18 protein-coding genes are annotated in these 16995 nt (G+C 73.2%); 10 read left to right on the forward strand and 8 right to left on the reverse strand.

Features of this window, described 5'->3' with window-relative positions; translation table 11 throughout:
• Positions 1-66: 66 nt before the first annotated feature.
• Entirely contained in the window at positions 67-1368 is a 1302-nt protein-coding gene (locus tag ACWER9_RS11440; RefSeq protein ID WP_452301745.1) for an NAD(P)/FAD-dependent oxidoreductase, read from the forward strand.
• Here the strand turns inward: ACWER9_RS11440 and ACWER9_RS11445 are convergent.
• The 3 genes from ACWER9_RS11445 to ACWER9_RS11455 form a co-directional block, all read right to left on the reverse strand.
• Positions 1339-2433: an AI-2E family transporter gene (locus ACWER9_RS11445; protein WP_452301746.1), complete on the reverse strand. Its 1095-nt coding sequence runs from the start codon at positions 2431-2433 to the stop codon at positions 1339-1341. The two genes, ACWER9_RS11440 and ACWER9_RS11445, sit on opposite strands and share 30 nt — an antisense overlap.
• A gap of 110 nt (positions 2434-2543) precedes the next feature.
• A complete protein-coding gene (locus ACWER9_RS11450; RefSeq protein WP_452301767.1) occupies positions 2544-3329 on the reverse strand; it encodes a spermidine synthase in 786 nt (261 codons plus the stop codon).
• A 115-nt stretch (positions 3330-3444) separates the two neighbouring features.
• Positions 3445-4425, reverse strand: coding sequence for a DUF2267 domain-containing protein (locus tag ACWER9_RS11455; RefSeq protein ID WP_452301747.1), 981 nt, complete (start codon positions 4423-4425; stop codon positions 3445-3447).
• 200 nt (positions 4426-4625) lie between these two features.
• Here ACWER9_RS11455 and ACWER9_RS11460 point away from each other — a divergent pair, with 200 nt between their 5' ends.
• Complete coding sequence (locus ACWER9_RS11460; protein ID WP_452301748.1) at positions 4626-4940, forward strand: hypothetical protein; 315 nt, start codon at positions 4626-4628, stop codon at positions 4938-4940.
• Between the two features lie 75 nt (positions 4941-5015).
• Here the strand turns inward: ACWER9_RS11460 and ACWER9_RS11465 are convergent, their stop codons facing one another.
• Positions 5016-5354, reverse strand: coding sequence for an STAS domain-containing protein (locus ACWER9_RS11465; RefSeq protein WP_452301749.1), 339 nt, complete (start codon positions 5352-5354; stop codon positions 5016-5018).
• 213 nt (positions 5355-5567) lie between these two features.
• Between ACWER9_RS11465 and ACWER9_RS11470 the strand changes: the two genes are divergently transcribed.
• The 5 genes from ACWER9_RS11470 to ACWER9_RS11490 all read left to right on the forward strand — a co-directional run bounded on the left by ACWER9_RS11470 (position 5568) and on the right by ACWER9_RS11490 (position 9980).
• Positions 5568-7325 (forward strand): PP2C family protein-serine/threonine phosphatase, encoded by a 1758-nt coding sequence (locus ACWER9_RS11470; RefSeq protein ID WP_452301750.1) that lies wholly within the window; start codon positions 5568-5570, stop codon positions 7323-7325.
• The gene (locus ACWER9_RS11475) at positions 7322-8359 is read left to right on the forward strand and encodes a cobalamin B12-binding domain-containing protein (RefSeq protein ID WP_452301751.1); all 1038 of its coding nucleotides are present in this window, start codon (positions 7322-7324) and stop codon (positions 8357-8359) included. Before ACWER9_RS11470 ends, ACWER9_RS11475 begins: the two co-directional genes overlap by 4 nt.
• Positions 8360-8475: 116 nt before the next feature.
• Complete coding sequence (locus ACWER9_RS11480; RefSeq protein WP_452301752.1) at positions 8476-8826, forward strand: STAS domain-containing protein; 351 nt, start codon at positions 8476-8478, stop codon at positions 8824-8826.
• Positions 8827-8910: 84 nt separating this feature from the next.
• The gene (locus ACWER9_RS11485; protein ID WP_452301753.1) at positions 8911-9357 is read left to right on the forward strand and encodes a response regulator; all 447 of its coding nucleotides are present in this window, start codon (positions 8911-8913) and stop codon (positions 9355-9357) included.
• 104 nt (positions 9358-9461) lie between these two features.
• Positions 9462-9980 (forward strand): ATPase, encoded by a 519-nt coding sequence (locus ACWER9_RS11490; protein WP_452301754.1) that lies wholly within the window; start codon positions 9462-9464, stop codon positions 9978-9980.
• A 31-nt stretch (positions 9981-10011) separates the two neighbouring features.
• Here ACWER9_RS11490 and ACWER9_RS11495 read toward each other — a convergent pair whose 3' ends face one another.
• The 3 genes from ACWER9_RS11495 to ACWER9_RS11505 all read right to left on the reverse strand — a co-directional run bounded on the left by ACWER9_RS11495 (position 10012) and on the right by ACWER9_RS11505 (position 12969).
• On the reverse strand, positions 10012-10860 hold the full coding sequence (locus ACWER9_RS11495) for a hypothetical protein (protein WP_452301755.1): 849 nt from the start codon (positions 10858-10860) through the stop codon (positions 10012-10014).
• A gap of 595 nt (positions 10861-11455) precedes the next feature.
• The gene (locus tag ACWER9_RS11500) at positions 11456-11881 is read right to left on the reverse strand and encodes an OsmC family protein (protein ID WP_124819422.1); all 426 of its coding nucleotides are present in this window, start codon (positions 11879-11881) and stop codon (positions 11456-11458) included.
• A gap of 140 nt (positions 11882-12021) precedes the next feature.
• A complete protein-coding gene (locus tag ACWER9_RS11505; protein WP_452301756.1) occupies positions 12022-12969 on the reverse strand; it encodes a serine/threonine-protein kinase in 948 nt (315 codons plus the stop codon).
• Between the two features lie 200 nt (positions 12970-13169).
• On the opposite strand from ACWER9_RS11505, the gene ACWER9_RS11510 reads away from it, so the two are divergent.
• The 3 genes from ACWER9_RS11510 to ACWER9_RS11520 all read left to right on the forward strand — a co-directional run bounded on the left by ACWER9_RS11510 (position 13170) and on the right by ACWER9_RS11520 (position 15857).
• Positions 13170-13400 carry a hypothetical protein gene (locus ACWER9_RS11510; protein ID WP_091408172.1) on the forward strand — a complete coding sequence of 77 codons (231 nt, stop codon included), beginning with the start codon at positions 13170-13172 and terminating at the stop codon, positions 13398-13400.
• 233 nt (positions 13401-13633) lie between these two features.
• Positions 13634-14380 (forward strand): response regulator transcription factor, encoded by a 747-nt coding sequence (locus ACWER9_RS11515; protein ID WP_452301757.1) that lies wholly within the window; start codon positions 13634-13636, stop codon positions 14378-14380.
• Positions 14358-15857 (forward strand): sensor histidine kinase, encoded by a 1500-nt coding sequence (locus tag ACWER9_RS11520; RefSeq protein WP_452301758.1) that lies wholly within the window; start codon positions 14358-14360, stop codon positions 15855-15857. Before ACWER9_RS11515 ends, ACWER9_RS11520 begins: the two co-directional genes overlap by 23 nt.
• Here ACWER9_RS11520 and ACWER9_RS11525 read toward each other — a convergent pair.
• Entirely contained in the window at positions 15854-16990 is a 1137-nt protein-coding gene (locus tag ACWER9_RS11525) for an FUSC family protein (RefSeq protein ID WP_452301759.1), read from the reverse strand. The genes ACWER9_RS11520 and ACWER9_RS11525 overlap by 4 nt on opposite strands.
• Between the last annotated feature and the right edge of the window lie 5 nt (positions 16991-16995).

A 16995-nucleotide genomic window follows, 5' to 3' on the forward strand; every position in this document is an offset into this window, starting at 1 on the left:
CCGTCGAGCTGAGCGCGGTTGGCGCGTCGGACGTTTGTCCGGGGCTTCGACGGGAAACGGCCCGCAATGACGAAACCTCGTGTGGTGATCGTGGGGGCCGGGTTCGCCGGTTACCACGCGGCGAAGACGTTGAGCCGGATCGCCCGGGACCGGGCCGAGATCGTGGTGCTGAACTCCACCGACTACTTCCTGTACCTGCCGCTGCTGCCCGAGGTGGCGGCCGGGGTGGTCGAGCCGAAACGGATCGCGGTGCCGCTGACCGGGACGCTCAAGGGCGTACGGGTGGTGATCGGTGAGGCGGACCACGTCGACCTGCAGAACCGCTGGGTCGGCTTCACCCAGGCGGAGGGGGAGAAGAACCGGCTGGCGTACGACCGGCTGGTGCTCGCCGTGGGAAGCGTCAACAAGCTGCTGCCCATTCCGGGGGTGACCGAGTACGCGCACGGCTTCCGCGGCCTGCCCGAGGCGGTCTACCTGCACGATCACATCGTCCGGCAGATCGAGCTGGCCGAGCAGGCCGAGGACCCGGCCGAGCAGCAGGCCCGGTCCACGTTCGTGGTGGTCGGGGCGGGCTACACCGGCACCGAGGTCGCCGCGCACGGGCAGTTGTTCACCGACGCGCTGCACGCCCAGCGCCCCCGGCTCACCGTCCGCCCCCGCTGGATGCTGCTCGACGTGGCGCCCCGTGTGCTGCCGGAGTTGGACAAGCGGATGTCGGACACCTCGCACAAGGTGCTCAACCGGCGTGGGGTGGACGTGCGGATGGGGACGTCGGTGGCCGAGGCGACCTGCGACGGGGTGAAGCTCACCGACGGTGAGTACGTGCCGACCTGCACCCTGGTGTGGTGTGTGGGGGTGCGCCCCGACCCGTTCGTCAACGAACTGGGCCTGCGGACCGACCGGGGTCGACTGGTCACCGACGAGTTCCTCAACGTTCCCGGCTACCCGGAGGTGTACGCGTGCGGCGACGCCGCAGCGGTGCCCGACCTGGTCAACCCGGGCAAGGTGTGCGGCATGACGGCCCAGCACGCGCAGCGGCAGGGCAAGCGGGTGGCGCACAACATCGCCGCGTCCTACGGGTTCGGCCGGCGGAAGCCGTACAAGCACCACGACCTGGGCTGGGTCGTCGACCTGGGTGGCAAGGACGCGGCGGCGAACCCGTTGCAGGTCAACCTGGGCGGGTTGCCGGCCAAGGCGGTCACCCGGGCGTACCACCTGATGGCGATGCCGGGGAACCGCACGCGGGTCACCGCCGACTGGGCGTTGGATGCCGCGTTGACCCGGTCCGCGGTCCAGTTGGGGCTGGTGCCGGCCAACGCGGTTCCCTTGGAGAGCACCTCACCCGAGGTCGCGACCAGATCCCGCTGAGCGGGCGGTGGGACCGGCCGGCGGCGCGGGCCGGACTCGACGCGGGCCGTACTCCCGCAGCAGGGTCTGGATGATGCCGGCGGCGGGAATGGCCAGCAGCGCGCCGAGCAGGCCGGCCAGCTCCGCCGCGAGCAGCACGCTGACCAGCACGGTCAGCGGGTTCAGCCGGACCGCGCGGGCCAGGATGACCGGCTGGAGCAGGTGGTTCTCCACCTGTTGGTAGACCACGAAGAACACCAGGACCACCACCCCGGCGGTGGGGGAGTGCAGAAAGCCCGCGCCGGCCGCGATCACCGCGCCGAGGGTTGCCCCGACCAGCGGTATCAGGTCGGCGATCGCCACCAGCAGGGCGATCACGGCAGCGAAGGGCACGCCGGTGAGGGTCAGCACCACGAAGGTCAACGCCCCGCAGATCACGCTGATCAGCAGGTTCCCGGTGAGGTAGCCGGTGACGGTGCGCGACACCTCCCGGCCCACCCGGCCCAGCCGCTCGCCCTGACCGTCCCCGGCCGCCGCGAGCAGGCCGCGGGTGATCCGCGGCGCCTCCAACACCATGAGGTACGCGAGCACGATGACCGTGACCAGCCCGGCGACCGACTCGACGACACCGCGCAGCACGCCCACCGCGGGTTGGCGCAGCCGGCCGCCAAGGTCGCGTAGCTGCTCGGAGTGTTCGCTGACGTAGCGTCGCGCCCCGGTGCGTTCCAGCGCCTGCCCCACCGGGCCCTGTCCCGCGCGGGCCTCCCGCACCAGCTCGGGCGCCCGGTCGGCGAAGCGGCCCAACTCACCGACCAACGGCACCAGGATGAGCGCGGCCAGGATCGCCAGCAGCACGAACGCGGCGAGGAAGACCAGCAGCGTGGCCAGCGCCCGTCGCCGGACGAAGCGGCGTTGCAGGCGGTCGACGAGGGGTTTGAGGGCGACGGCGAAGAACGCGGCGACCACCGCCCAGACGAGCACCCGCCGGGTCGCGTAGACGAAGCCCAGGGCGAGGACGGTCGCCAGCACCAGACCGATCACGATCAGGGTCCGGCGGGCGGTCGCCCGGTCGTCGGCGTTGCTCATTCGCCGCGACTTCCCCGCACTTGTCGGCGGAAACCCGGCATTGGGGACAACGGTGGAGGTTCGCACACACGTTCGCCGTGACGCGAAGCAGCGACGAGGGCCGGAAGGGTTCAGCGCTCGTCGGCGTCGGTGACGGGGTCGGCGCCGGCGACGAACGTGTCCAGGGCGGCGGCGTGCAGCAGCCCGCCGGGCACCGGGTCGCGCAGGGCGGCCACCGCCAGTCGGGCCACCGGCAGCCCGCCGGGGCGGGAGGTCGCCGCCAACACCACGTTGCCGTACCTGCGGCCGCGCAGCATCCTCCGGTCGCCGAGCACGCACACGTCGGCGAAGACCGCCCGTAGGGTGGCCACCTGCACCCGGGTGGCGACAAGTGGCGGCAGGTCGGTGACGTTGACGAGGTACAACCCGTCGGGGCGCAGGGCGCGGGCCACCTCCGCGGCGAACTCGAGGGTGCGGACGTGCCGGGGCATCTGGGCCGCGCGGTAGATGTCGGCGATCATCAGGTCGTACCTGTCGTCCGGGGTGGCGGTCAGGGCGTCCCGGGCGTCGGAGACCTCGACCCGCACCTCCGGCGGCAGCGGCGGCAACTCCCGGGCCACCAGCTCGACCACCGCCGCGTCCCGCTCGACGACCCGTTGCGCGGAGCCGGGCCGGGTGGCAGCCAGCCAGCGGGGCAGTGTCAACGCGCCGCCACCCAGGTGCAGGACGCTGAGCGGGGCGCCCGCCGGGGCCGCCAGCTCCACCGCCGAGGCGATCCGCCGGACGTACTCGAAGTGCAGGTGACGCGGATCCTCGACATCCACGTACGACTGCTCGACCCCGGCGGACAGCAGTGTCCGCCCGGTCCGGCGGACCGGGTCGGCGACCAGCTCCAGCCGGTCGGCGGCGCGGTTCAGACCCGGCACGGTAGCCGAGCCTGGCAGGGCACCCGGCCGCTGGCCGGCACGGCGGACGGGCCGGCGGAACGGGGTCGTCCCCGGTCCGCCGGCCCGCCGGTGTCGCGGTGGCCGGTCAGCCGCCAGCCATCCCGGCCCCCACCTCGTCGATCGCGTCGTCGATCTGGCGGGCGAGGTCCACGTCGAGCGCGGTCACCCCGTCGGCCTGGTTGGTGCGCACGGTCAACACGGCGGCGGTGTCGCCCGGACGTCCGATGCTCGGGCCGCGGCCGCTGTCCTGGCGCAGCCGGTCGAGCCGGGCGAGCACCCGGTCCAGGTTGTCGGGAGGCAGCGCGACCACCCGGTAGAGGCCCTGGGTGTCACCGGACCAGTAGGGCAGGTCGTCAAGCGCCGCGTCGATCTCGTCGGCGTCCAGGGTGGGTGTGGTGGTGGAGGCGCCCACGAGGCCCCCACCGGCCTCCGGTGGGTTCAACAGGTCACGCAGCCCGTCGGGTACGTGCAACGACTCGACCAGGTCGCCGTCCTGCGCGGCGAGCGCGGCGATCGTCGCCTCCGCCTGGTAGCGGGCCTGCTCCGGGGTGTTGCCGCTGATCCGGCCCACCTCGGCCAGGAAGCCGGGCAGTTCCTGGTGTCGCTCGACGCCGTCGACGGGCAGCACGTCGTGCAGCGACGCCGGCACCGCGGCGAGCAGCCGCTGCCGCTCGGCGGCCTCCAGAGCGAACGCGAGGACCAGCACTGTTGCCTCGGTGCCCACCTTGGCCGTCTTGAAGTCGACCCCGGCGCGACGCCGGACCTCGTCGACCAGATCGTGGTAGCCCATGCTGCGCACACCGGCAGCCGCACCGCTCGTCGCGGACGGCTGCGGCCGCGGATTGTCGGCGCTGCCGACCGGCGGCGGTGCCGGCCCGCCGCGCGTGGTGTCGGGTTTGTGCGATCCGGCCGCTGGTGGGCCGGCACGCTTACCCGCGTCGAGGCTTGTGAGCTGCTTGGACGCGCTCAGGCTGGCGCCGATCTCGCTGGGCTGGCGACTCTGTTCGCGGGCCTGCCGGGCCAACGCCCGGCGCCGCTGGTTGTCGCCCTCCATCTGCTTACGCATGGTGGCACCCCTTCCGCTGGGGATCGTGGCTGCGCCAGTCGCCTTCCCGCCGCCGGAGAGAACGAAACGGAGGCCGCCGGCCGGGTCCTCCCGACCCGCGCCACGCTTCATCCGGCGGGGGTGAGGGGTGCTCACCCGCACGGCCCGCACGATCGGGTCAGGACCGGAGTTCTTCCGAGGTACGCGGAAGGAAGGTCGTCATGAAGGAAGTTGTCGAGATCGTCCCCGCCCGACCCGGGTGGTACGCACGGTGGCAGCTCACCCCGGAGGTCACCAGGTGTTACCCGGTGAGCCTCTGGGCGTTGTTGGAGGAGGCCGACGGGACTGGCCGCGAGGTGATCGGGATGGACTGCATCGGTCAGTGGCCCGGCGCGGACGACAACGAGGCGGGTGGGCAGTTCGTCCGCTACCTATACCGGACGCCCGATTCGGGCGAACCCGAGGACGTCGACCCGACCCCGGTCGGTGAGGTGCGTGCGGACGGACCTCGGCTCCAGCCGATGACGGCACCCTAGGCATTCCTCCGGCCCCCGACCCCAGGTCCCAGGGTCGGGGGCCACCCCGTCGGCCCGTGTGGGGTGGCCCGCGGATCAGCCGATGGCGCGCACGTCGTCGTCGGAGTACGTGACGGCAAGCAGCTCACTCAGGCCGGTGCGGTCCAGCATCCGCTGTAGCTGTGGGCTGACCCCGGTCAGTCGGATCGCCCCGGCGGCGCGGTGCACCACCAGCAACGCGCTCAGCCCGGAGGAGTCGCAGAGGGTCACCCCGGTCAGGTCGACAAGCACCGGAGTCTCGTCGTGGCCGCGCAGCTCGGCCGCCGCGGCGACCAACTCGGGGGCACTGTCGTAGTCGAGCTCGCCGGTCAGCCGGAGTCGGACGTGCCCGGCGGCGAGCCGGGTTGTCTCGATGGTCAACAGCTGGTCGGACATCCCACCATTTTCCCTGTCGAGCGACAAAACGCAAAGCGGGAGCGGGGGCGTACACCCGTTGTCTCTCGTCCGGCACCCCCATCCTCGCGCTGCCCGCCGCCGGCCGTGAGATGCCGCTATTCGGGTTCGGGCGTAGGGTGGTCTGGAGAGTTGTGACCGTGGACGCCGGTTCCGGCACGGGTTCGGTGGACGAGAAGGAGTGAGGCTCAGCTGGTGACTGCTTCCGACGTCAGGGACTGGGACCCGGGCGACGGACGGCTCTCCACGCCGAGCACGACACGACCCTCGGCGTGGTCCGCCGACGTTCGCCGCCCTTCCGCCGCTCTGCCGCCGCTGGCCCCCGACACTGGTCAGACCACCCCCGACTGGTTCGAGGTCGTCGAGCACTTCCGTGAGGGCCTGGTGGTCTGCGACGCCGACGGCGTCGTGCGGCACGTCAGCCCGGTGGCCGAGCGGTTGCTGCCCGAGGTGACTCCCGGCGAGCTGCTCAGCGTGGCCGGCGTGCCCGGTCTGAGCGAGGGCGTCGCCGGCGGCTTCACCCATCGCGGGCGACGACTCACCGCGCGCCAGGTGCCGCTCTCGGGTGGCCGCTGCTGCTGGTACGTCGAGGACATCACCGACAGCGTCAGCCGCGCCGACGCGCTGCTCGCCGAGCGGGCGCGCTCGGCGTTCCTGGCCGTGGTCGGCGACAAGCTGGGCAACCCTCTGCACCCCGACCGGGCCGCCGCCGCGGTCGTCCGACTCGCCGTGCCGACCCTGGCCGAGGTGGCGGTGCTGGTGCTGGCCCCGCGTGGTGGGCGGGCGCGTTGGTGGCGGGCTTCGCGGACGGACGACGAGGCGGCGACCGTGGACAGCGGTGTGCTGACCGGCAGCGAGCTGCCGGCCGCGATCGCCGACGGGCTGACCGGGGTCGAGCCGCACGCGGTGGACTGGCTGGTCGAGCAGGCGGTCGACGCCGGTTGGCTGCCGGGGCTGGCCGGCACCGAGAGCGCCGCCCGGGTCGTCCCGCTGCCCGGCCGGGATGCGCCGGTGGGTGTGCTGCTGGTGGCCCGTCGCGCGTCCCGCTGGTACGACGAGGACGACGTGGAGTTGGTCCGCGCCTTCGCGGCCCGCGGTGGCGCGGCGTTGACCACCGCGCTGCTCTACCGCGACCAGGCGGAGGTGGCCGACACCCTCCAGGCCAGCCTGCTGCCGGTCGAGCCGGTCGAAGCCGTCGGCGTGCAGTGGGGCACCGCGTACCGGCCCGCGCAGGCGGGGCTGCGCATCGGCGGTGACTTCTACGGCTCGCACCGGCTCGCCGACGGTGGCTCGGTGTTCTTCCTCGGGGACGTGTCGGGCAAGGGCGTCGAAGCCGCCGTCTTCACCGGCCAGCTCCGCCAGTGCCTCCAGGCGCTGCACCGGTTGGAGTCGCACCCCGCGCGGTTGCTGCGGCTGCTCAACGACGCGCTGCTGGAGACCACCCAGGCGCACGGCCAGGGCCGCTTCGCCACGATCGTGCTCGGCGTGGCCCGCCCGGAACGCGACGGCGGCCTCACCCTCACCATGGCTGGCGGTGGGCACCTGCCACCGCTGGTGCTGCGCGCCAGCGGCGAGGTGGAGGCGGTGCCGTTGCGCGGCATGCTGATCGGGGTGGTCCCCGACCCCCGGGTCGGGGAGGTGACCGTGCGGCTGGCGCCGGGCGAGACCTGCCTGCTCTACAGCGACGGGGTGACCGAGGCCCGAGGTGGCCGGCGCGGCGACGAGCAGTTCGGCCCGGAGCGACTGGTCAGCGCGTTGGTCGGCTGCCAGCGGATGCCCGCGCCAGCCCTCGCCGAACGGGTCGAGCAGGTCACCTGCGACTGGCTGGCACAGGGCGACCACGACGACATCGCCGTGCTTGCGGTGCGGGCGGCCGGTCTGGGCGGGCGCGGCACGCGGCACCTGCACTCGGTGCCCGCCGGCCTCGACCCGACAGCGGGAGCTGACGCGTGACCGCCGCCACGGCCGCCACCGGCCTCGGCGAGGCGTACACCCTCTACCTGGACCACCTCGCCGACGCCGACGAGTACGCCGCCACCGACCTGGCGATCGGCCTGCTCGACGCGGGCGTCCCGGCGGAGCGGGTGCTGCTCGACCTGGTCGCGCCGGCCCAGGCCGAGGTGGGCGAGCGGTGGGCGCGCAACGAGTGGAGCGTGGCCCAGGAGCACGCCGCCACCCACATCAGCGAGCAGGTGGTGGCGGCGGTGTCCGCGCACGCCAGACCCCGCCCGACCGGCGGGCGGGTCGTGGTCGCCTGCATGGACGGGGAGTGGCACGCCATGCCGCCCCGGCTGGTGGCCGAGGTGCTGCGGTTACGCGGGTGGCAGGTGACCTTCCTGGGCGCCAGCGTGCCCGCGGCGCACCTCGTGTCGTACCTGCACCGCTACGACGCGCACGCGGTCGCGCTGGCCTGCGCGTTGCCGATGCGCCTGCCGTACGCCCATCGGATGATCGAGGCCTGCCGGCGCTCGGACGTGCCGGTGGTGGTCGGTGGGCGTGGGTTCGGCGCGGACGGCCGGTGGGCACGCCGACTCGGGGTGGCCTGGGCGCCGGACGCGCCCTCGGCGGCCGAGTTGATCGCCGACGAGCGGGCGTTGCGGAGGGTGCCGCCGGGGCAGTTGACCCACCTGGCCGACGACGAGTACGCCGGCCTGGTGCGCCGCCGCGGCGAGCTGATCGACGGCGCGCTGGCCCAGCTGCGGGAGCGGGTACCAGCCGTACGGGCGTACACGGCCGCGCAACTGGACGCGACCGTGAGCGACCTGGGCCACATCGTGGACTTCCTGGCCGCGGCGGTCTACGTCGACGACGCCTCGATGTTCACCGAGTTCGTGCAGTGGCTGGTGGGGATCCTGGGCAGCCGTGGGGTGCCCGTCGGGGCGATCGCCCTGCCTCTGGAGCACTTTGGCACCGTGTTGCGGGACTTCCCCCGGGCGGCGCGGGCGCTGGCGCTGGGGCGCGCCGCGCTACCCGGGGCCGCCCGCTGACTCACCCCCGGGCGGCAGCCGGGTCGATCACCGCGCGCGGCGGTGGACGACTCAGCTCTGCGTATACTTGCCGGACTGCAAACGTCCCACCCCCGGGTGGAGCGAGGGGGAGAACGGTGACGTTCAGCGTCGACTACGTCGGGCGCGGCGGTGGTGGTGGCGCCTGCCTGCGGCTCGCGGGCGAGCTGGACCTGAGCACCGCCCCCGAGCTGAGCAGCGCGATCGACCGGCTCACCGCAGCCGGTGAGACGCGGGTGCTGCTCGACCTCACCGACCTCACGTTCTGCGACTCCACCGGGATGGCCGTGTTCGTCCGGGCCGACAACCGGACGGCGGCCGACGGGGGGTGGCTCCGGCTCACCGGCGCCACCGGCAGGGTCGAACGGGTGCTGCGGGTGACCGGCCTGGCCGACGTGTTGCGCTACGACGCCGAGTCGGTCGACCCCGCCACCCCGGCCGCTCCCTGATGGGCTAGATTTTCCCGCCAGCATTTCCCCGCCAGTGCGGTGACCGTCAGGGTCCCGTCCCCGCCGACCTTGAGGCAGGTAGTGATGGGCGCAGACAGCCCGCAGCCGGTACGCATCCTGGTGGTCGACGACGACCCCGGTGACGTGCTGATGATCGAGGAGGCGCTGGCGGACTCCGACGTCGACAAGATCATCGACGTGGTCAGTGACGGCGAGGAGGCGATGGAGTTTCTCCGCGCCGAGGGCCGGCATGAGCACGCCCGCCGCCCGGACGTGATCCTGCTGGACCTGAACATGCCCCGGATGGACGGTCGGCAGGTGCTCGGGGCCGTCAAGCAGGACGAGGATCTGCGCACCATCCCGATCGTCGTGCTGACCACCTCCAACGCCGACACCGACATCGTCGGCAGCTACACGTTGCAGGCCAACGCGTACGTCACCAAGCCGATCGACCTGGACGACTTCAACGACGTGGTCCGCCGCATCGACGAGTTCTTCGGGCGGGTCGTCGTGCTGCCCAAGCGCACCTGACCCCGCGCGTCTGCTGAGTATTTTCCCCGAACCCCCTCGGCGCGAACGATCGCGGCCGAGGATCCAGGTGGGGACGTAACAGCAGCTGCCTGGGGGGCGACAGGATGAGGTTCTCCGTCGTTGAGATTGGTTACGACCAGCGGCAGGTGGACTACTGCCTGGACGAGCTGGGCATCCGGTTGTCCCGGCTCGCCGCGCGGGCCGAGGGTGCGGCCGGGGCGGGCCGGGAGTGGGACGAGATCCGCCAGGAGGCGACCTGGCTCAGCGGGTTGCTGCAACGTCTGGACCTGGGCGACGCCGCCACCGCACACGCCGGCGACCCGGCGCGGCACGAGGCCGCCGATCTCCTGGCCCAGGCCCGCGTCCAACTCGACGAGGCCCGCGAGGAGGCACGGCGGGTACGGGAGCAGGCGTACGCGGACGCCGTGCAGGCCCGACGTGACTGTGAGGCGGCGCTGGACGCCCGTCGACGGCGCGAGGCGCGGGTGGACGAGATCCTCGGTCAGGTCTCGGTCGACCAGGTGCCCGCCGACACTCCCACCGCTGCTGCCGGCGTACCGGAAAGTCGGGTCGGAGTCGGCGGCCTGGACGCGGGCGCGGAGCCGCCCCCCGGCCGTCGCTGAGACGCGCGGGGCACCGGCCTGGCCGCCCGGCTCAGGCGGTGAGCGCCGCCGCCACGGTGGTCGCCCGGTCCTCGTGCTGGGCGTACGCGTCCGGGTAGGCGGAGATCTGCACCGACTGGGCGGCGTAGGTGATGCTCATGTCCTGCCAGCCGGGCACCTCGTTGAGGGCCGTGTAGAAGGCTCGCGCGGCGTACGACGGGCGCATCAGCTGCGCCACGGTGCCCCAGCCGCTGCTGGGCCGCTGCTGGAACAGCCCGACCGAGTCGTGGTCGGAGCCGCTGCCCTGGTTGGGGTACTCCGCCGACTCCGGGAGCACGTCGCTGGCCAGGTTGTAGAGGTTGCTCTCCTGCATGGCGGTGGCCAGCGCCACCACCAGGGCGCGGCGCGGCATCTTCATCTCCAGGCCGACGTCCACGATGATCTTCGCGTTGTCCATCTGTGCCTGGTCGAGGCCGGCGACCGGTCGGGGGCGGCGCGGCTTGACCGGCTTCTTCGGCGCCTTGCGCGTGACGGTGGGGCTCGGGGTCGGCGTCGCCGTCGGGCTGGGCAGGATGCGCGCGGGGGCGACGTCGCGGTCAAGCGATCGGGAGGCGCGCTCGTCGGCGATGGCGGCGCGGTCGGCCACCGCCTCGGCGAGCGGTTCGACGGTACGGGGGGTGTCGTCGTTGCCCCGCGCGGTGGCCATCGCCACGAGGCTGAGGCAGCAGGTGACACCGGTGGCCAGCGCCACCCGCACCGGGGTCGAGCCCAGCAGGGACCGCCGGGACGGTTCGGGAGCGCGGTGACGGCCAATCGTCCGTTCGGTTGATGCGGCGTCGTCCGAAAGGGTGCTCGGGCGCGCGTCGGTCAGCTTCTGGGCGGAGGGGTCGTCGGGATGCACCTGACGAGGCTAAAGAGCCAAATGCCCGATGCCATCGGCTCGTACGGTGGCATGCGCCACAATCTGCCCCGATTGCGCCGACTATAGAGGGCAAAAGAGGAGCGAAACTCATCAACCTCGCGGACCACTCCAGACGGGTATTCCCGACTTGCCGGGTGAATGCGCTCGCACCACAACCCGTCGGCCTCGCTCGAAGCCATCCCGAACGCTCAACCGTTCAGCCGATGCGCCCATCCGTCGAACAGCCCTCAAGTGCCTAGCCCGACCCGCGAGGCGCTTCCTCAAGATCGTGCTCGACCCCCGGGGCCTCACCGACCAGTGGTGCCTCCGCAGCCAACGCCGTCAAACAAAACGGGCCGTCCGCCGAATGACGCACTGCCTCGTCGATCATGGAGTTCTGGTGGGTGACAAATCACCCTTGAAGCAACAAAACAGGCACCACAACTCCATGATCGACGGGTGCAGGCGTCGCTGTCCCGCGATCTTGCACTTTCTGTCTCGACTTACGGGGCGTATCGCCCCATCTCGACATCCGAAAGTGCAAGATCGGCGCGGTCATCGCGGGCGGCGCGGCTTGGGGCGGGCAGTCTGGGGTCTAGTGGCGGCCGTTTTCGGCTGGGGTTACGGTCAGGCGGTGTCGGCTGGCGTCACTGCTCGAGAATGGCCAGAGCCGGTCGGCGTACTCGACCAGATCGGCCAGTTGGTCTCGGCTCAGTCCGGCTGAGGAGATCTCCGCGTGCACGTCGGCCCGGTATCGGCCGTCGTTGTCCCTGCCCAGCTTCGCCTCCGCCCGGACCTGCACGGTGTGCGCCTCGTCGGTGATCTCCCCGGCCACCTCCACCGCCGCGTGGTGCAGGCAGGACGCGAAGGCCGCGGCCAGCAACTGTTCCGGGGTCAGCCCGGTGCAGTGCGGCGCCAGCGGTGAGGCCAGCGCGGTGGAGAGCCCGCCATCGTCGGTGCGTACGTGACCACCCTCGGCGGTCGCTGTGGCCTCACGCAGCCAGGAACTCTGATCCGGCATCGCGCTTCTCCCGTCGCTCACCAGGCCGGCTACCCCTCCGCCGCCCTCCGAAACGCCGCCCCGCCCGGCGAACCGCCCCGCGAACCGCCGCGCCGAACCGCCGCCCGGACCGCGGAACGCCCGCCGGCGTGGCGGGGCGGTCAGCGCCCGGGGGACAGGTTCGGTTCGTTCACCAGTGCCACTGCCTCGGTGGCTTCGGCGGCTGCCCGTTCGGTCCATGGTGACGTCGGGGCTGGCCGTCGGGTGCTCGGGATCGTCATCGGCACGTACACCCGGGCGTCGACGGCCTCGGCCAGCAGCAGTGCGGCGACCAGGCTGGTCGGACGCTGCTCGGGATCGTCGGCGAGGCAGTAGTGGCACAGCTCGGCCACTTCCGGCGGGAGCCCGGCGATGTCGGGCAGCGGTTCCGGTGGTTGGTGGCGGCGTACGTGGAGCAACTCGGCAGCGGTGGCCGCGCGGTAGGGCAGGCGGGCGGTGAGGCTGTAGTAGAGCAGCACCCCGAGGGCGTACATGTCGGCGGCGGGGGTGGCCGGCGCCTCGTCCAACTGTTCGGGTGCGAGGTAGGCCGGGGTGCCGAGCACCATCCCGGTCGGCATCGGGTCGGACGCCCCGGCGGCGATGGCGATGCCGAAGTCGAGCACCTTCACTCCGGCCGGGGTGAGGATGACGTTCGCGGGTTTGACGTCGCGGTGCACGATGCCCTCGGCGTGCGCGGCGGCCAGCGCGGCGGCGACCTCGGCGCAGACCCGCACGGCGATCTGCCAGTCCAATGGCCCGGCGCGCAGGTGCACGGCGAGGGTGTCACCCTCGGCCAGCTCCATGACGATGTAGGGCACCGGTCGCCCGGGCCACGTCGAGGAGGTGCCGAAGTCGTGCACGCTGGCCACGTTGGGGTGTTCCAGTCGGGCCGCCGACCGGGCCTCCGCGCGGATGCGGTCCACCGGGCCGTCGCGGTCGTCGCGGCCGGGCGAGATGAGCTTGACCGCGACCGGCCGGTCCAGCACCTGGTCGTACGCGCGCCACACCTCGGACATCCCGCCCACACCGATGCGCTGTTCGAGCCGGTACCGCCCGTCCAGCGTCCGCATCGACCACTCCTCGTCCTCGCCCCGCCGACGGCCGGGTGCTCAGGTCGCGGTACCCGTCCTCCGAACTGGGCAAACCGCAGCTGCTGCGAGGGCGTGCCGAGCCCGCGCACCTCGCTGCGCCACGGCGTCGGGTGCGGTAGCTTGCGAGCCAGGGCCGGCGTCACCGACTGTGCCGGCATGGTCACCGAGGGGGCGCGGCGATGAGCGAGGTCACCGTACGCTTCGTCGGCGGGCCTGCCGACGGCCTGGTCCGGCTGCTGCCGGCCGGGTCGGACGGCGCCCCACCCCAGCGGTGGATCATGCGGCACCCGGACGGCACCGGCCCGGTGCAGCCCGGCCCCGACCACCTCTACGAGCGCGACCGGCCCGACGAGGCGGGCGGCTGGAGCATGCGGTTCGTGCGCACCGACGCGTACGGGGTGTCCGAGTGACCACGGGGCGGGGCTGACCGATGGTGCCGCCGACGTCGCGTCGGCCCGACCGTGCGGCTGGCGCCCCGCAAAGGCCTGACCGTGCGGCTGGCGCCCCGCAAAGGCCTGACCGTGCGGCTGGCGCCCCGCAAAGGCCCGACCGTGCGGCTGGCACCTCCCGTCGGGCCGAGCGCACAGCTGGCCCACAGCTCCCGCAGGGGCGTGGTACAGGTGTCGCGGCCACGATGGGGCCCATGGTCATCAACGGGCAGGTGGCGTCCAGCCGGATCGAGCTGCGTCGTCCCGACGGCGAACCCGTCCGGGTGCTGGTGGTCGACGACGAACCGACGCTCACCGACCTGCTGTCGATGGCGCTGCGCTACGAGGGCTGGCAGGTCCGTACCGCCGGCAACGGCGCGGCGGCGCTGAGCACCGCCCGGCAGTTCCAGCCGGACGCCGTGGTGCTCGATGTGATGCTGCCCGACCTGGACGGTTTCCAGGTGCTGCGCCGGCTGCGCGAGCACACCCCCACCGTGCCGGTGCTCTTCCTGACCGCCCGGGACGCGGTCGAGGAACGCATCGCCGGGTTGACCGTCGGCGGCGACGACTACGTCACCAAACCCTTCAGCCTGGAGGAGGTGATCGCCCGGCTGCGCGCCCTGCTGCGCCGCTCCGGGCTCGCGGTCGCCGCACGGGCGGAGGCGGTGCTGACCGTGGGTGACCTCAGCCTCGACGAGGACAGCCACGAGGTCCGCCGGGACGGCCAGCTCGTCACCCTCACCGCCACCGAGTTCGAGTTGCTGCGGTACCTGATGCGCAACCCGCGCCGGGTGCTCAGCAAGGCGCAGATCCTCGACCGGGTGTGGAACTACGACTTCGGTGGCCAGGCCAACGTGGTGGAGCTGTACATCTCGTACCTGCGCAAGAAGATCGACGCCGGCCGGGCACCGATGATCCACACCTTGCGTGGCGCGGGCTATGTCCTCAAACCCGCCGAGTAGCCGCCACCCGCTGCGTGCCGCGCGCGGTTGGCTGGCCGGGCGCTCCCTGCGTACCCGACTGGTGTTTGCCCTGGTCGTGCTGCTCGCCCTGGTCAGCGTGGCGATCGGCGGGCTCACCACGGTCGCCCTGCGGCACTTCCTGATCGACCGGCTCGACGCCCAACTCGCCCCCGCGACGGCGATGCGGGGTGACCGTCCGGGACGGCCGGCCTTCCCGGGCAACGGGCCGGCGATTCCCGCCGGGTTGCCGGCCGGCACGGTGGTCGCCGACATCAGCGACGGCCGGGTGACAAGCGCCCGGACCCTGACCAACAGCGCCTCCAGCGCGTTTCCGGACCCACGGTCCGTCCCGGTGGGGGAGGTCGCCGTGCTGGGGGACCTGCCGGTCGACGCCGCACCGCGCACCGTCGACCTCGGCGCCCGGGGCGACTACCGGGCCGTGGCCCGCCAGTACTGGGACGGGCGGGTACGCGCCGTCGCGGTCCCCCTCTCCGGCGTGCAGGAGACCATCTGGGCGCTTGTCGCCGCGCAGGCCGGGGTGGCCGCGGTCGGGCTGCTGCTCGCGGGTGTGGCCGGCGCGTTGACAGTGCGGGCGACCCTGCGACCGCTCAACCGGGTGGCCGCCACCGCCACCCGCGTCACCGAGCTGCCCCTGGACCGTGGGGAGGTGGCGCTCGCCGTCCGGGTCCCGGCCGCCGACACCGACCCGCGTACCGAGGTCGGTCGGGTCGGCGCGGCGCTGAACCGGATGCTCGGCCACGTCGCCGACGCGCTCGCCGCCCGGCAGGCAAGCGAGACCCGGGTACGCCAGTTCGTCGCCGACGCCAGCCACGAGCTGCGGACGCCCCTCGCGGCGATCCGCGGCTACGCCGAGGTGGCCCGGCGTGGCCGCGACGAGGTGCCCGCCGACGTGGCGCACGCGCTGCGCCGGGTGGAGTCGGAGAGCACCCGGATGACGAGCCTCGTCGACGATCTGCTGCTGCTGGCCCGCCTCGACACCGGCCGTCCGCTCGCGGTCGAACCGGTCGACCTGACCGCCCTGCTCGTGGACGCGGTCAGTGACGCGCACGTCGCCGGCCCCGACCACCGCTGGCAGCTCGAACTGCCCGACGTGGCGATCCGGGTGCCCGGTGACGCCGCCCGGCTGCACCAGGTGGTGGCGAACCTGCTCACCAACGCCCGGGTGCACACCCCGCCCGGCAGCACTGTCACCACCGCGCTGGCGGTGGACGCCACAACTGCCGTGCTCACCGTCGCCGACGACGGGCCGGGGGTGCCGGCGCAGCTGCAACCCGAGGTGTTCGAACGGTTCGCGCGCGGCGACAGCTCCCGCTCCCGGGCGCACGGCAGCACCGGCCTCGGCCTCGCGATCGTCGCGGCGGTGGTGGAGGCCCATCACGGCACGGTCGGGGTGGAGAGCCGCCCGGGCCGGACCGCGTTCACCGTCCGGCTGCCGAACCCCACCGCCGACGCCTAACCGGCGGCGGCCTCGCGCACCAGGCGGCGGGCCTCGCCACGGGGCACGCCGGTGGCCCGGAGCAGGTCGTTGGCGGCGGTACGCAGTTGGGACACGACGATCGTTCCGGAGAAGCCGAGGCCCTGCCGGCACGCCCCGCCCGCCTCCCGGACGGCGTGCAGGACCCGTTCGCGGGCCTGCACCGGCTCCTGCGCGGCGACGAACTCCCGGTGCAGCAGCCGAACCGCCTCGCCCAGGTGCTCGACCGCCGCGGGCAGGCCGGGCGGCACCGGTTCCCCGTCGCGCAGCGTGGTGACGATCCGCCGGACCAGGCCGCGGCTGGTGCGGAAGGCCCGTTCCATGTGGGTCACCCCGCCCCGGTACGCGGCGACCGCCCGACGTCGCCGCCACCGCACCGGGGAGAACCGGACCACCTCCTCGGCGGCGTTCGCCACGTCGGTGAGCCGCTTGAGTTTCGGGTCGGCGGCGCGCATCCGATCCAACACCGCCTGGGCGTGGTCGCCGTCGGCCTCGACGAGGGCCTGCGCCGATGCGGTCATCTCCCTGGCGAACAGGTCGAGGGCGGGTTCGGCGGCACGGCGTACCGTCCGCAGCGGGTTGATCGGGAGGAGCACGAGCATCACGAACAGCCCCGCCACCCCGCCGACAAGCGCATTGATGGTCCGGGGCAGCTCCAGGTCGGGAGCGGTCGGGGTGAGCGTGGCGATCAGCACCGCCGTACCGCCGGCCTGGGTCATCAACGCGCCGGTGCCGCGTACCAGGACCGCCCCGGTGATCGCCAGGAAGACGATCACGCCGGTCTGCCACGGGCCGGTGCCGAACAGGCCGATCAGCAGGTCACCCACGCCGATGCCGAGCACCACCCCGGCGACCAGCTCCAGCGCGCGGGGCGCGCGGTTGCTCAGCGACACGGCGATCACCGCGACGGCCGCCGCGGGCGCGAAGGTCGGCTCCGGGTTGCCGAGGACCTCGTGGGCCACCACCCAGGCGAGGGCGGCGGCCAGGCCCGCCTGCAACGCCACGATGAGGTACGTCCGCAGGCGCCCGTGAGCGGCCCGGACCGCCGTGGCGACCCGGGCCCCGAGGGTGCCGGACGTGGTCCGTCCGCCGGTCGCCCCGGCCGTCGTCCTCATGGTCG

The sequence above is a fragment of the Micromonospora sp. NPDC003944 genome, from assembly GCF_053605225.1.

Coding starts and splice junctions, on each gene's coding strand:
- ACWER9_RS11440 (WP_452301745.1), top strand. CDS start 67: ATGACGAAACCTCGTGTGGTGATCGTGGGGGCCGGGTTCGCCGGTTAC.
- ACWER9_RS11445 (WP_452301746.1), bottom strand. CDS start 2,433: ATGAGCAACGCCGACGACCGGGCGACCGCCCGCCGGACCCTGATCGTG.
- ACWER9_RS11455 (WP_452301747.1), bottom strand. CDS start 4,425: ATGCGTAAGCAGATGGAGGGCGACAACCAGCGGCGCCGGGCGTTGGCC.
- ACWER9_RS11460 (WP_452301748.1), top strand. CDS start 4,626: ATGAAGGAAGTTGTCGAGATCGTCCCCGCCCGACCCGGGTGGTACGCA.
- ACWER9_RS11465 (WP_452301749.1), bottom strand. CDS start 5,354: ATGTCCGACCAGCTGTTGACCATCGAGACAACCCGGCTCGCCGCCGGG.
- ACWER9_RS11485 (WP_452301753.1), top strand. CDS start 8,911: ATGGGCGCAGACAGCCCGCAGCCGGTACGCATCCTGGTGGTCGACGAC.
- ACWER9_RS11490 (WP_452301754.1), top strand. CDS start 9,462: ATGAGGTTCTCCGTCGTTGAGATTGGTTACGACCAGCGGCAGGTGGAC.
- ACWER9_RS11500 (WP_124819422.1), bottom strand. CDS start 11,881: ATGCCGGATCAGAGTTCCTGGCTGCGTGAGGCCACAGCGACCGCCGAG.
- ACWER9_RS11505 (WP_452301756.1), bottom strand. CDS start 12,969: ATGCGGACGCTGGACGGGCGGTACCGGCTCGAACAGCGCATCGGTGTG.
- ACWER9_RS11510 (WP_091408172.1), top strand. CDS start 13,170: ATGAGCGAGGTCACCGTACGCTTCGTCGGCGGGCCTGCCGACGGCCTG.
- ACWER9_RS11515 (WP_452301757.1), top strand. CDS start 13,634: ATGGTCATCAACGGGCAGGTGGCGTCCAGCCGGATCGAGCTGCGTCGT.
- ACWER9_RS11520 (WP_452301758.1), top strand. CDS start 14,358: ATGTCCTCAAACCCGCCGAGTAGCCGCCACCCGCTGCGTGCCGCGCGC.
- ACWER9_RS11525 (WP_452301759.1), bottom strand. CDS start 16,990: ATGAGGACGACGGCCGGGGCGACCGGCGGACGGACCACGTCCGGCACC.